This is a genomic window from Streptomyces sp. NBC_00414, assembly GCF_036038375.1.
Lineage (GTDB): Bacteria > Actinomycetota > Actinomycetes > Streptomycetales > Streptomycetaceae > Streptomyces.
Genome location: NZ_CP107935.1, coordinates 4,202,125 through 4,217,199, shown reverse-complemented (window position 1 = coordinate 4,217,199; position 15,075 = coordinate 4,202,125). Strand labels below are relative to the sequence as shown.

General features: G+C 73.2%; 12 protein-coding genes. 9 read left to right on the top strand and 3 right to left on the bottom strand.

Going from position 1 to position 15,075, the window contains the following annotated elements:
* The first annotated feature begins 266 nt into the window (after positions 1-266).
* From OHS59_RS18100 to sucD, 4 genes are all read left to right on the top strand, one after another.
* The gene (locus tag OHS59_RS18100; RefSeq protein ID WP_328494441.1) at positions 267-1,190 is read left to right on the top strand and encodes a hypothetical protein; all 924 of its coding nucleotides are present in this window, start codon (positions 267-269) and stop codon (positions 1,188-1,190) included.
* Positions 1,191-1,395: 205 nt separating this feature from the next.
* Positions 1,396-2,847: a hypothetical protein gene (locus OHS59_RS18095; RefSeq protein ID WP_328494440.1), complete on the top strand. Its 1,452-nt coding sequence runs from the start codon at positions 1,396-1,398 to the stop codon at positions 2,845-2,847.
* Between the two features lie 530 nt (positions 2,848-3,377).
* A complete protein-coding gene (gene sucC, locus OHS59_RS18090) occupies positions 3,378-4,556 on the top strand; it encodes an ADP-forming succinate--CoA ligase subunit beta (protein ID WP_328494439.1) in 1,179 nt (392 codons plus the stop codon).
* Positions 4,557-4,577: 21 nt separating this feature from the next.
* Positions 4,578-5,462 (top strand): succinate--CoA ligase subunit alpha, encoded by an 885-nt coding sequence (sucD, locus tag OHS59_RS18085; RefSeq protein ID WP_107015729.1) that lies wholly within the window; start codon positions 4,578-4,580, stop codon positions 5,460-5,462.
* A gap of 104 nt (positions 5,463-5,566) precedes the next feature.
* On the opposite strand, the gene OHS59_RS18080 is transcribed toward sucD, so the two are convergent.
* Positions 5,567-6,439, bottom strand: a complete 873-nt coding sequence (locus OHS59_RS18080; RefSeq protein WP_328494438.1) for an RNA polymerase subunit sigma-70 — start codon at positions 6,437-6,439, stop codon at positions 5,567-5,569.
* Between the two features lie 97 nt (positions 6,440-6,536).
* Between OHS59_RS18080 and OHS59_RS18075 the strand changes: the two genes are divergently transcribed.
* Positions 6,537-8,840: a cell division protein PerM gene (locus OHS59_RS18075; RefSeq protein ID WP_328494437.1), complete on the top strand. Its 2,304-nt coding sequence runs from the start codon at positions 6,537-6,539 to the stop codon at positions 8,838-8,840.
* 78 nt (positions 8,841-8,918) lie between these two features.
* On the opposite strand, the gene OHS59_RS18070 is transcribed toward OHS59_RS18075, so the two are convergent.
* Positions 8,919-9,767, bottom strand: a complete 849-nt coding sequence (locus OHS59_RS18070) for a hypothetical protein (protein WP_328494436.1) — start codon at positions 9,765-9,767, stop codon at positions 8,919-8,921.
* 334 nt (positions 9,768-10,101) lie between these two features.
* On the opposite strand from OHS59_RS18070, the gene purN reads away from it, so the two are divergent.
* Positions 10,102-10,731, top strand: a complete 630-nt coding sequence (gene purN / locus OHS59_RS18065) for a phosphoribosylglycinamide formyltransferase (protein ID WP_328494435.1) — start codon at positions 10,102-10,104, stop codon at positions 10,729-10,731.
* On the top strand, positions 10,728-12,323 hold the full coding sequence (purH, locus tag OHS59_RS18060; RefSeq protein WP_328494434.1) for a bifunctional phosphoribosylaminoimidazolecarboxamide formyltransferase/IMP cyclohydrolase: 1,596 nt from the start codon (positions 10,728-10,730) through the stop codon (positions 12,321-12,323). Before purN ends, purH begins: the two co-directional genes overlap by 4 nt.
* 131 nt (positions 12,324-12,454) lie before the next feature.
* On the opposite strand, the gene OHS59_RS18055 is transcribed toward purH, so the two are convergent.
* On the bottom strand, positions 12,455-13,105 hold the full coding sequence (locus OHS59_RS18055; RefSeq protein WP_328494433.1) for a hypothetical protein: 651 nt from the start codon (positions 13,103-13,105) through the stop codon (positions 12,455-12,457).
* Between the two features lie 344 nt (positions 13,106-13,449).
* On the opposite strand from OHS59_RS18055, the gene OHS59_RS18050 reads away from it, so the two are divergent.
* Both OHS59_RS18050 and OHS59_RS18045 read left to right on the top strand, forming a co-directional pair.
* Entirely contained in the window at positions 13,450-14,304 is an 855-nt protein-coding gene (locus OHS59_RS18050) for a bifunctional methylenetetrahydrofolate dehydrogenase/methenyltetrahydrofolate cyclohydrolase (RefSeq protein WP_328494432.1), read from the top strand.
* Between the two features lie 34 nt (positions 14,305-14,338).
* Entirely contained in the window at positions 14,339-15,034 is a 696-nt protein-coding gene (locus OHS59_RS18045) for a DUF3017 domain-containing protein (RefSeq protein ID WP_443061637.1), read from the top strand.
* Positions 15,035-15,075 lie beyond the last annotated feature (41 nt).

Sequence of the window (15,075 nt, the reverse complement as noted above, 5' to 3'; positions counted from 1 at the left end):
CACGGGGACGGGAGATGGGGGGAGCTGGGGGAGCAGGGGAGAGAGCGGGAGCGGTGGGGCGACGGAAAAAGCGGACATGAGTATCCATCGGTAACAGAGGGCTTGCGCAACCTCGGGAGTCCCGTGCGAGGATCGGCGGGCCTTCGGGGGCGCACAGCCTCGCGGCCACGCCCCCACCCCGGCTCGACCCCCAGCCTTGTTCCTCCGCACGGGAAGCTCTCCCCGTCTTGGCCCTGTCAGTTGCACCGCCCGAAACCGCTCCGCGCGTGACGCGTGGGACGGCGGGGCGGCGTGCGCTGCAAGTGGTGCTGTTGGTGGGCGGGCTGTTCGGGCTCGGGCTCCTCTGCGGGGAGCAGGCGCACGCGGCGGACGGCCTCGTACCGGCCAAGAAGCCCACTGAGGTGGTCCGGTCGGTGACGAGTTCGGCCGAGGGGCCGGCGGCGGGTACGCAGCGGGACAGGACCGGCGAGCAGTCGCCGGACGCGAAGCCCCGGTCCGTGACCGACGAAGTCCGGCGCGTCGTAAGGCCGGTGACGGAGTCTCTCGTGCGGCCGGTCGCCGAGCGCGTCGTCCAGCCTGTCGGCGATCTGGTGGATCAGATCACCGACGGGACAGGTGACGGGCTGGGCGACGGGCCGGCCGGGGGGATCGGCGAGCAGCCGGCCCCGCCGCAGTGGTGGCCGTCGCTGCCCCAACTGCCCACACTCCCGGGCGCTCCGGAGCTGCCGGGGCTCCCGTTGCCGCTGCCCGTGGTTCCGGGCGAGACCCTGCCGGCCGGTACGGCGGCGCCGCAGCAGCCGGGCGGGACGACGGACGAGCAGCAGCAGGCGCCGGACGAGCGGCAGACGGCCGGGAAGCAGTCGCGCGGCGAGAGTGTCGCGGTGTACGGGCCGCGGGTCGCCGTTGTCCCCGCGGCGGCCGGTGAAGACGTGCGCCACCGAGGGCACGCCGGGAACACCCGGGCGACGGGGGTCGGACAGGCGCCCGTGCACCAGGTCCCCGACGGCGATCCCACGGGTGCGTCGGGGCGTCATCTCGGGGTCGACAACGGGTCGCCGAGGCACGGCGACGCGCAGGCCGTCACGTTGAACGAGAGGGCCCGGCCGACGCTGGTGCCCGGCGCCGCCGCGGACGTCACCGCGGCCGGGCCCCGGGACCGGCACCGGGACATTCCGGCGTTCCCCGGCTAGAGCCGGCCTTCCTCGCAGAGACCTGCCGATCGCTCCCCTCCCGGGACGCGATCAGCCGGACCCGCCCCGGACGTGGGCTGCTGCCACAGGTGTCGGTGCCCGACTCCCCTCCACCGACGCGGCGCATAGGCCCCTCCGGACGTCCGGCCCCTCCCTCCCCACCGGCCGTCCCGAATTCTCGGTATCCGAAGGATCTGACGCACGCATGAACAAGAACATTCGCCGTTCCATCGTCATAGCCGCCGGAGTCACCGGCGCGTGGGCACTCGGCTCCGCCGTCGCGAGCGCGGACGAACCGCCCGCCACCTCCGCGGCCGTACCCGACGTGTCCGTCTCCGTGGACGACACGGTCGACACGGCCGGCAACACCGTCACCGAGGTGACCGGCACCGTCGCGGACAAGACCCCCGTCCCGGCCGCGCGGGAGGCCGCCACCTCCACGGCCCAGGCCGCCGACCGGGCCCGCCACCACGTCGAAACCGAGCTGCCCGCGCACCAGGTCGCACGGACGAAGAACGCGACCGAGGCGGCCGAGGCGACCGACTCGGTCGACGCGACCGACGCGGTCGAGTCGGCCGACGTCACCGCACCCCGTCCCCAGGCCGAGGTCGACTACCTCTTCGGCCCCCTGTCGGCATTCGCCCCGGAGCTGGAGCTGGAGCTGGAGCCGGAGCCGGCGCGGGAGCAGGCCGTCGTCCACGAGACGGCCGACGCCGTGCTGCCGCCCGTCGCAGGCACCGCCGTGCGCGGGGTCAAGCCCATCGCCGGCCAGGCGGTCGCCGGTGTCGCACCCGTCGCCGGCCAGGCCGTGTCCGGGGTCACCCGCGTCGCCGCCGGTGCCGTCGGCGGCGTGGTCCCGGTCGCGGGCCGGGCCGCGGGCGACGCCACCGGTCTCGCCCTCGGCGCGGTGGCCGACGTGCACGCGTACTCCGACGGGGTCACCGCCGACGTGACCCCGTACGCGACGGGCGTGGTCGGGAGCGCGGGGCCGTACGCCACCGGCGTCGTCGGGAATGTCGCCCCTTACGCCGTCGGTGTGGTCGCGGACGTCCCGCCGTACGCCACGGGCCTGGTGGCCCAGGTCGCCGACGAGGCCGTCGCCTCCGTACTTCCGCCCGTCGCCGCCACGGCGGTGGACGGCGTGCTCCCTGTCGCGGGGCGGGCGGTCGGCGACGCGACCGTCCTCGCCGACGGAGCGGTGGGCCACGTCGGCCCCTTCGCGGGCGGTGTCGTCGGCGAGGTGCCGCCGCTCGCGTACGGAGTGACCGGTCGGGTCGGCCCGTTCGCACGGGGCGTGACGGGGCAGGTGCCCCCCTTCGCGGAGGGCGTCTGCGGCGCGGTGCACCCGGTCGTGGACACCGTCGTCCAGTACGTCCAGCCGGTCGTGGACGGAGTCGGCGGCAGCGCCACGACGCTCGCGTACGGCGTGACGGGCGACATCCGGCCGTTCGCGCACGGCGTGGCCGACGAGGTCGCCCCGGTCGCGGCCGGCGTGGCCGGACAGGCCGCTCCGTTCGCACGCGACCTGACCGGAACCGTCGGATCCGACGCCGGCCCGCTGGCCGGTAACGCGGTCGGCGGCGTCCGGGACGTCGCCGAGTCCGTCACGCCGGGCTACCTGCCGCCCGTCCACGGCGGTTCCGCATACGGCGTCTGACGGCGCCGGACGCCCCCTGACGGCCGCTGACGTGCGGCCGAGCCCGACGGCCGCCCGTACGTCACCCCTCCGGGCCCCTCCGGATCTCTCCGGAGGGGTCCCGGAGCCGTCGGAACCCGTCCGCTTCGCACCCGAGTCACCTCCGACTCCGCAGGGCGTCAGCCCGTACGGCCGAAATCCGTTCGGTCCGTGCGGCCGGGACCCTGCGGTCGGGGCCGGGCGGTCCTCATTGGGGTGAGGACCGGCGGCCCCACGCCCCTCAGGTCAGTTTCAGGGGCTGTTCGAGGGGCCTCACCAGGCAAACCCCAGCCTGGTGAGGCCCTTTACTCCGGCAATCTGTGACCGTAATCACCGCCCAGGTGTGATCTGCGATTTACGACCCCACCACCGGCGGGGATAACCTGCGAGACGGACATGCCGCGTGCCGGCCACCGTGCTCACGCCCTCCTTGTGACCGCGCAGTCACGTTGCCCTCGCGGCACGCCCACGCAGACAACGAACCGCGAATTACCTGATAGGGACGGACGCGCGTGGACCTGTTCGAGTACCAGGCGAGGGACCTCTTCGCCAAGCACGGTGTACCGGTGCTGGCCGGTGAAGTCATCGACACGCCTGAAGGAGCGCGCGCGGCGACCGAGCGACTTGGCGGCAAGTCCGTCGTCAAGGCGCAGGTCAAGGTCGGTGGCCGCGGCAAGGCCGGCGGCGTGAAGCTGGCCGCGACCCCGGACGAGGCCGTCGCTCGCGCGACGGACATTCTCGGCATGGACATCAAGGGCCACACGGTCCACAAGGTGATGATCGCCGAGACGGCCCCGGAGATTCTTGAGGAGTACTACGTCTCGTACCTCCTCGACCGCACGAACCGCACCTTCCTCGCCATGGCGTCCGTACAGGGCGGCATGGACATCGAGGAGGTCGCGGAGAAGACCCCCGAGGCCCTCGCGAAGGTCCCGGTCGACGCCGTGGAGGGCGTTTCGATCGAGAAGGCCCGCGAGATCGTGGCCCTGGCGAAGTTCCCGGCGGAGGTGGCCGAGCAGGTCGCCGAGATCCTCGTGACCCTGTGGGACACCTTCGTCGCCGAGGACGCCCTCCTTCTTGAGGTCAACCCCCTCGCCAAGGTCGCCTCCGGCGCCGTCCTGGCGCTGGACGGGAAGGTCTCCCTCGACGAGAACGCCGAGTTCCGCCAGGCGGACCACGCGGCTCTCGAGGACAAGGAGTCGGCCAACCCGCTCGAGGCCGCCGCCAAGGCGAAGAACCTCAACTACGTCAAGCTCGACGGCGAGGTCGGCATCATCGGCAACGGCGCGGGTCTCGTCATGAGCACCCTCGACGTCGTCGCGTACGCCGGTGAGAACCACGGTGGCGTGAAGCCGGCCAACTTCCTCGACATCGGCGGCGGCGCCTCGGCCGCGGTCATGGCGAACGGCCTGGAGATCATCCTCGGCGACCCGGACGTCAAGTCCGTCTTCGTCAACGTCTTCGGTGGCATCACCGCCTGTGACGAGGTCGCCAACGGCATCGTCCAGGCGCTGCAGCTGCTCGCCGACAAGGGCGAGGAAGTCACCAAGCCGCTGGTCGTGCGTCTCGACGGCAACAACGCCGAGCTGGGTCGCAAGATCCTCTCCGACGCCAACCACCCGCTGGTGCAGCGCGTGGACACCATGGACGGCGCGGCCGACAAGGCCGCCGAGCTCGCGGCCGCGAAGTAAGGGACGAGGGACAGAACAGCCATGGCTATCTTCCTCAACAAGGACAGCAAGGTCATCGTCCAGGGCATGACCGGCGCCACGGGCATGAAGCACACCAAGCTCATGCTCGCCGACGGCACGAACATCGTCGGCGGCGTGAACCCGCGCAAGGCCGGCACGTCGGTCGACTTCGACGGCACCGACATCCCCGTCTTCGGCACGGTCGCCGAGGCCATCGAGAAGACGGGCGCCAACGTGTCCGTCCTCTTCGTGCCGCCGGCCTTCTCCAAGGCCGCCGTCGTCGAGGCCATCGACGCCGAGATCCCCCTCGCGGTCGTCATCACCGAGGGCATCGCCGTCCACGACTCCGCCGCCTTCTGGGCGTACGCGAAGTCGAAGGGCAACAAGACCCGCATCATCGGCCCGAACTGCCCCGGTCTCATCACCCCGGGCCAGTCCAACGCCGGCATCATCCCGGGCGACATCACGAAGCCGGGCCGTATCGGCCTGGTCTCGAAGTCCGGGACGCTGACGTACCAGATGATGTACGAGCTGCGTGACATCGGCTTCTCGTCGGCCGTAGGCATCGGTGGCGACCCGGTCATCGGTACGACGCACATCGACGCGCTCGCCGCGTTCGAGGCCGACCCCGACACCGACCTGATCGTCATGATCGGTGAGATCGGCGGCGACGCCGAGGAGCGTGCGGCGGACTACATCGCGAAGAACGTGACGAAGCCGGTCGTCGGCTACGTCGCGGGCTTCACCGCGCCCGAGGGCAAGACCATGGGCCACGCCGGCGCCATCGTCTCCGGCTCCTCCGGCACGGCCGCCGCCAAGAAGGAGGCCCTTGAGGCCGCCGGCGTCAAGGTCGGCAAGACGCCGACCGAGACGGCGAAGCTGGCCCGCGCCATCCTCGCCGGCTGACCAGCCGGATTCACCGCTCGCCGTTACGCCGACGGGCCCGTACCCCCACCAGGGGTGCGGGCCCGCCCGCGTTGCCGGGCGGCGCTCAGGTGCCCCGGCGGCGCTCAGCGCAGCTGCGGCAGAAGCCTCTCCGGGCCCTCGCCGAACATGCCGCGCAGCTTGGCCCGCAGCTCCAGGTCCCGCGCCGACAGCGGGGCGGGGCCGGAACGCGGCGGAACTCCGGGCACCTTCGTGGCCGGGGCCTGCGGAGCCTCGTAGTGGTCGGGAGCCGTGTGGAGCGTGAACGCGGTGGAACCGATGATCAGGACCGTGAAGGCGATGGCCGCGCGGGTCCAGCGGCGGGCCCGGCGCTCGCTGCCCGAGCGCACGACGACGGGCTTCGGCGCGGTCCGCAGCCGTTCCGTGCCGCCGAGCTCCGCGAGGCGCCGCCGCAGTTCCTCCTTCTCCGCCAGCTCGGGGAGCCGCCGGGCGACGGTGGCGCGCGCGTACAGCAGCCGGTTCGCCGCCGCCGGAGTGCTCGCCTCCGTCTCGGCCGCGGTCTCCGGCAGCCCGATCCCGACGCCGTCGTAGAGGAGCAGGGTCCGCCGGTACACGGGCGGCAGGCTCAGCAGTATGGACAACAGCCGGCGGTCGTCCAGGGCGACGGGCGGCGACTCGGGGGTCCGGTGGCGCAGCCGCAGCCGGTGCCAGGGGGACATCGCGTACTCGTACGCCGCCGCCCGCACCCAGCCCGCCGGATCCCGGTCGACCGCCACCTCGGGCCAGCGCTGCCACGCCAGCTGGAAGGCCCGCTCCACGGACTCCCGCGCCAGCTCGCGCCGCCCGGTGAGCAGATACGCCTGCCGTACGAGGGCGGGGGCGGCGTACGCGTAAAGGGCGTCGAAGGCCTGAGCGGGTGTCAGGGCGTCGTCTGTACCGGCTTCGGTCTCGGCCTCCGCCTCGGTACCGGCGTCGGCAGGGGCAGCGGTCTGCGTCACCGGGCACCCTTTCGTACGTAAAAGTACATAAAACGTATATTGAGCGACACATCCGAGGTTCGCCTGTTACGACGGGAAAGCGCGTGTCGTTGGGAGCATGGCGGGCGTGACCCAGATGACCGACCGCAGCCCTGATCGCAGCCCGGACCGCAGCCCGTCGTTGCCGCCGCCGCTCGTCCGGCTGCGGCAACGGTCGCCCGGACTGGCCGCCGGCCTGGTCGGCGGCGCGCTCGCGGCGGGCCTCGGCCTGGCGGCGTTCGCCGTACTGGTGACGGTCCTGTGGATCAGCTCGCCCTACCCGGACAGCGGCCCCGACGGGGCGCTGCACGTCGCCGCCGGGCTGTGGCTGCTGGCGCACGGCGCCGAACTCGTCCGTGCGGACACGCTGTCCGGCGTACCGGCACCCATTGGTGTGACCCCGCTGCTCCTGGTCGCGCTGCCCGTGTGGCTGCTGCACCGCGCGGCGCGCGACGCGGCGGACGGCGGCGACACCGCCGTGCCGCCCCCCGCCCGCACGGCGTGGGCCGGAGCCGTCCTGGGGTACGTGGCGGTCGGCGCCGCCGCGGCGGTGTACGCCTCCGGCGGTGAGCCGCGCCCCGCCTGGGCGTCCGTCGTCCTGCTGCCGCCGCTGCTCGTGGTGACGGCGGCGGGTGCGGGCGTCTGGTCGGCGCACGGGCGGCCGTTCGGGCCCGTACCGCCGTCCCTGCGGCCCCTGCGCCGGGCGCTCGGCGGACTTCCCCTCGATCCCTTCGCGGCCGGGTCCCGCCCCCTGGCCGCCGTACGCGCCGCCGCCGCCGGGGCCGCGGTGCTCGTGGGCTGCGGGGCCGTACTCGTCGGTGCCTCGCTGGTGTGGCACGGAGGCGCGGCGCGGCTGTCGTTCCTGCAGCTCACGGAGAGCTGGTCGGGCCGGTTCGCGGTGCTGCTGCTGGCGCTGGCCCTCGTCCCGAACGCGGCGGTGTGGGGCGCCGCGTACGCACTCGGCCCCGGTTTCGCGCTCGGGGCCGGGCACGCGGCGGGGCCGCTGCTGTCGGACCCCGGCTCACGGCTGCCCCCCTTTCCCCTGCTGGCGGTCGTTCCGGACGCGGGCCCGGGAACCCCGCTGAACTGGGCCGCGGGTGCCGTGCCCCTGGTGGCCGGAGTGGTGGTCGCCTGGTTCGCGGTCGGGGCGGGGGTGCCGGGGCGCAAGCGGGCGGGCAGGGCGGGTACGGCGTCGGTGCCGGCCCCGACGCCGGGCGGGGGAGAGGGCGCACCCTCGGTGGCCGCCCGGCGGGAGGCGGCCTGGTCGGCCGGACGTACCGCCGGGGCCCTGGCGCTCGCGGCGGTCCTGTGCGGTCTGGCTCTCGGCGCCCTCGCGGCCCTGGCGGGCGGACCCCTCGGGGTGGCCGCGCTCGCCGACTTCGGCCCTGTCTGGTGGCAGACGGGGCCGGCCGCGGCGGCCTGGATCGCGGTGGTGGGCCTGCCGTCCGGCCTGGCCCTGCGCTCCTGGCGCCTGCGCGAGCCCCGGACCCGGGCGCCGCGCGTACGGGGCTCCGACGCGCACGGGCTCCGGGGCTCGGGCCTCGGGCTACGGGGACTCCGGGTACGCGGATTCCGGGCAGGGGGGCGCGGGCTCTGGGGGCGGGGGCTCTGGACTCGGCGTGCGCGAGCCCACGGACCGTCCGCCGACGGGCAGGCGCCTGACGGGGAGGCGCCCAAGGAACAGCCGACCCGGGAGACCCGCGAGCACTCGATCTACGAGTTCCTGGTCCATGAACCTCCGGTGCCCCCGGCGAACGGGCACCCGGCGCCCGAGCCCCCGCTGAACGGGTCTGCGACCGCGGGGCCTCCGGACAACGGGTCTGCGACCGCGGAGCCTTCGGCGAACGGGTCTCCGGCCGCGGAGGCTCCGGTGCGCGAGTCCCCGGCCGAGGAGTCCTCGGTGCCCGAGCCGTCGGCCCGGGCGCTGCCTGGCCGAGCCCCGTCCGGCCAGTCATCGCCCGCCCAGGTGCCGCCCACCCAGGCGCCTTCGGCTCAGGACCCGCAGAGCCCCCTGGCCGCATCCGGATCCGCAGCGGAGCCCCCGCCCGCGTCCACACCGTCGCCCCCGCCCCGGGGTCCCTCCGGCTCCGCCGAACCGGTGACCGGGCCCCGGCCCGGCCCTGCCCGCACCGCCGAGCCCGAGTCGTCCTCGCGAACCTCCTGGTTCTCGCGGCTGCGGTCCGGGCGGCGCGCTGAGGGGAAGAAGCCGGGGAAAGCCACCGGCGGTCGTCCGGTTCCCGATCCGGACTTCGAGCCGTACGACTTCCTGCCGCCCGCCGAACCCGTCGGTTCCCTCTGGCACGACGACGTCTCGCGCGAGGCCCGCTGGGCGGCGCTGAAGAAGGCGTCCACCCCGGTCGACCGGATCGACCCCCCGGACTGACGACCGAACCTCCGGACCGACCGGCTCAGCACGCCTCGTCCAGCCGTGCCCGCCGCATGGCGCCCCGTGGGACCCGGGTCAGTCGCGCGTGCCCAGCAGACCCTGCAGCTCGTCCGGCAGCAGGCTGTCGCAGGACTTCTTCGCCGTGTTGGTGAGGGAGTCGTTCACGCAGGTGTAGTAGTCGCGGTACACGAGCTGTGCCGTGAACGTCAGCGCGACCATGGCGAGTGCCAGGGACGCCGTGACCAGGCCGCTGATCGCCGCGGTGGTCTGGGGCTTCGAGCCCTGGCCGGACGGCGCCGGGGTGTCCGGGTTCGCCGAACGCGGCTTGGTGCGCAGGGCGCTGATCGACCAGTAGAGGGCCAGCGCGCCGAGCAGCAACGCCATGTACGGCCAGCTGAAGAGGGCGAAGAAGAACGCCCACATGCCCGACAGCAGCGCGTACCGGGCGCGCCGCTGTGCGGGGTCGGTCGGGTCCCAGCGCATACCGGCACCCGGGCCGCCGGACCCTTCCGGACCGCCCTGGCCGCCGCCGGGGCCGCCCGAGTTGCCCGAACCGGGCCTGTCACCGAAACGGCCGCCCTGCGCGGGACCGGGCTGCCGGTCGCTCCACTGGCTGCCCCAGGGGGAGCTGCCGTCGTCCTGGCCGTGCGGGCCGTCCTGACCCTGGCCGCCCGCGGGCCGCCGTGGCTGCCACGGCCGGTCGGGGGTGCCTTCCGGCGGCGGGGCGAAGGGGTTGTCGTCCGAGGGGGTCCCCGGCGCCCGGGGCGGCTCCGGCCGCTGCCCGGAAGCCGGCGCACCGGAGTCCTGCCCGCCCGCGGAGCCCTGCCCGCTCTCGGGCATGTCGTCGCTCTCCCGCGGGGGAGTGGGAGAGGAGCGCCGCTCGCGCAGCAGGAGCGGAGGGCGTCGGAGACTTCGGTCCGGCATCAGGTGTGCGTCTTCCCCTTGGTGGTGTGCGGCGGTGGTGATCGGTGGGCAACTGTCCACGGAACCGGCTGCGCGTCCGGGGATCGCTTCCCGGACATTCGCACCTGTCCCTGGTCAACGTCCCGTACGCGAAAGGCGTTCCCCTGCGCGGACCGTCTTCCCCGGGCGGTTCCTCCCCAGACGCTACCTTCCGGCCACGCCCCCGTCCCGTGGGGGCCGCCCGGTGTGCCGGTATCGTTGCTGACGGTCGGCCGCTTCGTAGACTTCCCCGTATCCGAGGGCGCGAAGCATTCGTACGACCATACAAAGGCACTCCCCGAGAAAGGGCCCCGCCGTGGCCAAGGCCAAGCGCCTCGTCGTGCTGGTCTCCGGATCAGGTACGAATCTGCAGGCTCTCCTCGACGCGATCGCGTCGCAGGGGGTGGCCGGCTACGGAGCCGAGATCGTCGCGGTCGGCGCGGACCGCGACAACATCGCGGGACTGGAGCGGGCCGAGCGTGCCGGGCTGCCGACCTTCGTCCACCGGGTGAAGGACTACGGGACCCGTGACGAGTGGGACGCGGCCCTGGCCGAGGCCACCGCCGCGTACGCACCGGATCTCGTCGTCTCGGCCGGGTTCATGAAGATCGTGGGCAAGGAGTTCCTGGCCCGCTTCGGCGGCCGGTGCGTGAACACCCACCCCGCCCTGCTGCCCAGCTTTCCGGGAGCGCACGGCGTCCGTGACGCCCTCGCCTACGGCGCGAAGGTCACCGGGTGCACCGTCCACTTCGTCGACGACGGCGTCGACACCGGCCCGATCATCGCCCAGGGCGTGGTCGAGGTCCGCAACGAGGACTACGAGGACGACGGTTCCGCTCTCCATGAGCGGATCAAGGAAGTCGAGCGAAGGCTGCTCGTCGATGTCGTGGGGCGGCTCGCCCGCAACGGCTATCGCATCGAGGGACGAAAGGTAGTTATCCAGTGACCGCCGAGAGCACAGGCAGCACAGGCACGGCCGGGAGCAGCAAGCGGGTCATCCGGCGCGCGCTCGTCAGCGTCTACGACAAGACCGGACTCGAAGAGCTGGCCCAGGGTCTGCACGCGGCGGGCGTCGAGCTGGTCTCCACCGGCTCCACCGCCGCGAGGATCGCCGCCGCCGGGGTTCCCGTCACCAAGGTGGAGGAGCTCACCGGCTTCCCCGAGTGCCTGGACGGCCGCGTCAAGACCCTGCACCCGCGCGTGCACGCGGGCATCCTCGCCGACCTGCGGCTCGAATCCCACCGGCAGCAGCTCGGCGAGCTGGGCGTCGAGCCGTTCCAGCTGGTCGTCGTGAACCTCTACCCGTTCCGGGAGACCGTCGCCTCGGGCGCCACCCCCGACGAGTGCGTCGAGCAGATCGACATCGGCGGCCCCTCGATGGTCCGCGCCGCCGCCAAGAACCACCCGTCCGTCTCCGTGGTCACCAGCCCCGAGCGGTACGCCGACGTGCTGTCCGCGGTCCGCGACGGCGGCTTCGACCTGCACGCCCGCAAGCGCCTGGCCGCCGAGGCCTTCCAGCACACCGCCGCGTACGACGTGGCCGTCGCCTCCTGGTTCGCGAGCGAGTACGCGCCCGCCGACGACTCGGACTTCCCCGAGTTCATCGGCTCGACCTTCGAGAAGCGCAACACCCTGCGCTACGGCGAGAACCCGCACCAGGGCGCCGCCCTGTACGTGGAGAGCGCGTCGGGCGGCGGCCTGGCCGACGCCGAGCAGCTGCACGGCAAGGAGATGTCGTACAACAACTACACGGACACGGACGCAGCCCGCCGTGCCGCGTACGACCACGACGACCCGTGCGTCGCGATCATCAAGCACGCCAACCCGTGCGGCATCGCGATCGGCGCGAACGTCGCCGAGGCGCACCGCAAGGCGCACGCCTGCGACCCGCTCTCCGCGTTCGGCGGCGTCATCGCCGTCAACCGCCCGGTCTCCAAGGAGATGGCGGAGCAGGTCGCCGAGATCTTCACCGAGGTCATCGTCGCGCCCGAGTACGAGGACGGCGCGCTGGAGGCCCTCGCCAAGAAGAAGAACATCCGCGTGCTGCGCGCCCACCAGGGTCCGGCCGCGCCGGTCGAGGTCAAGCAGATCGACGGCGGCCGGCTCCTCCAGGTCACCGACCGGCTGCAGGCCGACGGCGACAACCCGGCCTCCTGGACGCTGGCGACCGGCGAGCCCCTCTCGCAGGGCGAGCTGGACGAGCTGGCCTTCGCCTGGCGGGCCTGCCGTGCCGTCAAGTCCAACGCGATCCTCCTCGCCAAGGACGGCGCCTCCGTCGGCGTCGGCATGGGCCAGGTCAACCGGGTCGACTCCGCCAGGCTCGCGGTCGAGCGGGCGGGCGCCGAGCGTGCCCGGGGCTCCTTCGCCGCCTCGGACGCCTTCTTCCCGTTCCCCGACGGCCTGGAGGTCCTGACCGCGGCCGGCGTCAAGGCAGTGGTCCAGCCCGGCGGTTCGGTCCGTGACGAACTGGTCGCCGAGGCGGCCAAGAAGGCCGGCGTCACCATGTACTTCACGGGGACGCGGCACTTCTTCCACTAGAGCCCGACCGGCGGTCGCCGCTCGGGGACCGACCGGCGATCGCTCCGGTACGCACCAGGGCCGTGTCCCCCCTCGCGAGGCGGGACACGGCCCTTGGTGTGTGAACGGCGGGTGCGCGCCGTCTCCCGAGGTCAGTACCGCGGGCGGTTGAACCAGGTGGAAGCGGCGCTGTTCACCATCGAGGCGAGGATGATGCCGGCGATGGCGAGGGAGATGATCCCGCCGAAGGTGCCGGAACCGCCGCCGCCCTGCACGGTGTTGACGAGACCGCCGAGGATCATCAGCGACGCGTACACGATCGTCGTGACGCGGATGCCGCTGCCGCCGTTCTTGAACTTGACGCCCAGGAAGATGGACAGGGCGCCGATGCCGACCAGGAACGCCGCGAGCACGAAGCCCAGGCCCGCGAGGGTGTCGGTGTCGTCACCGCTGCCGATGCCGTTCGACACGTCCTGCGCGGCGCCGACGGCGATACCGGCGATGATCCCGAACAGGATCTGGAAGCCCGCCAGGATGAACAGCAGGACGCGCGCGGTCTTCATCAGACCCGGCATCTCTATGGGCATGTGGTTCCCGCCCGGGTAGCCGGGGTACGCCGGCTGCTGCGGGTAGCCGTAGCCGGGCTGCTGCGGCGGGACGCCCTGCGGGTAGCCGTAACCGGGCTGGCCCTGGGGCTGCTGGGGCGGATATCCGGGCTGGCCCTGGGGCTGCTGGGGCGGGTAACCGGGCTGCTGACCCTGCGGCGGCGGGCCGTAGGGGTTGTTCGGATCGCCGAAACTCATGGCGTCTTTCCTCCGTCGTTGCGTCAAGTGCGGGGACGACGCGGCACATTTCGGAGGAAAGTTCTACAGATGCGGTTCGTCCCCCCGGTACTGTCCGCGGCACTGTGCATTCATCGTCCTTAACGCTTCACTTATTTGTCCAGCCGGATGCCGTGTGTGTTGTGCAAGTGCAACATCGTCGATCATGGGACGAAGCGGGACACGGGGCGGAGCGGCGGTGGGCCCGCCCGGGGCAGGGGCACGGCGGCCGCGGAACAGGGCGGGGCGGGGCCGGGCAGGGCATCGGGGGAGGCCGCGGGGGGCCGGATTGGAACCCGGACCCCGTCATCCGGGAGGATGGGTCCATGACCGCCCAGATTCTCGATGGCAAGGCCACCGCAGCCGCGATCAAGTCCGATCTGACCGCCCGCGTGGCGGCCCTGAAGGAGAAGGGCATCACGCCCGGACTCGGGACCGTCCTGGTCGGTGAGGACCCCGGCAGCCAGAAGTACGTCGCGGGCAAGCACCGCGACTGCGCGCAGGTCGGTATCGCCTCCATCCAGCGCGAACTGCCCGCGACCGCCACGCAGGAGGAGATCGAGGCGGTCGTCCGCGAGCTCAACGAGGACCCGTCCTGCACCGGGTACATCGTCCAGCTGCCGCTTCCCAAGGGCATCGACGAGAACCGCATCCTCGAACTGATGGACCCGGACAAGGACGCGGACGGGCTCCACCCGATGAACCTCGGCCGTCTCGTCCTCAACGAGCCGGCCCCGCTGCCCTGCACCCCGAACGGCGTCCTCACCCTGCTCCGGCAGTACGGAGTGGAGATCAAGGGCGCCGAGGTCGTGGTCGTCGGCCGCGGTGTGACCATCGGCCGGTCGATGCCGCTGCTGCTCACCCGGCGCTCGGAGAACGCGACGGTCACGCAGTGCCACACCGGTACGCGCGACCTCGCCGCGCATCTGCGCCAGGCCGACATCGTCGTCGCCGCGGCGGGCTCCGCGCACCTGATCCGCCCCGAGGACGTGAAGCCGGGGGCGGCCGTCCTCGACGTCGGCGTCTCCCGCAACGCCGAGGGCAAGATCGTGGGCGACGTCCACCCCGGGGTGGCCGAGGTCGCCGCGTGGATCTCGCCGAACCCGGGCGGAGTGGGTCCCATGACCCGCGCCCAGCTCCTCGTCAACGTGGTCGAGGCGGCGGAACGCAGTGCCGGCTGAGCGCGCGCCGGGAGCCCCGGCGGACCCGGACGCCGTGCCCCCGGCCGAGACCGACGCCCCGGCCGCGGGCGATGCCCCGGCCACGGCCCCTGCCTCGGCTCCGGCCGGGAACGGGACGCCGGATCAGCGGGATGCCGCTCAGCCGGCCCCGGCACCGGAATCGGCAGCCGTCCCCGCGGCCGCACCGGCATCGGAGGCCGAAGCTGAGTCAAAGGGTGAGGCCAAGGCTGGGGCAAAGGCCGAAGCCGGCACCGGCGACCCCGCCGCTCCTTCCGCCGAGGACGACGAGCTGACCGTCCGGGACGCCGTCAGCGCGCCCGGTCCCGACGGGGAGCCCCGGCGTGTCACGCGGCGCTTCCCGCTCTTCACCAGGGACACCGCGCGGCCCGAGGGCGGCGGCAGGGCGGCCTCCCGCGGCGCGCCCGCGCCCGCACGGCAGTGGCCGATCCTCGCGGTCACCGGCCTGGTCGGGCTCGGCCTGCTGCTGACCGCGCTCGACGCGTTCAAGGCGGGCACCATGCTGATCGGCGTCGCGCTGCTCGTGGGTGCCGCCATGCGCTGGATGCTGCCCGACGTGGGCATGCTCGCCGTCCGTTCCCGGTTCACGGACCTCGTCACGTACGGCGTCCTGGGGATGGCCATCGTGCTGCTCTCGATGATGGCGCAGCCCAACCCCTGGCTGGTGCTCCCGTTCCTGGACGACACGCTGCACTTCACGATCAGGACGTAAGCGCTCCCCTTGGGGCCGTCGGGTTCTGGCGCCGTCGGGTT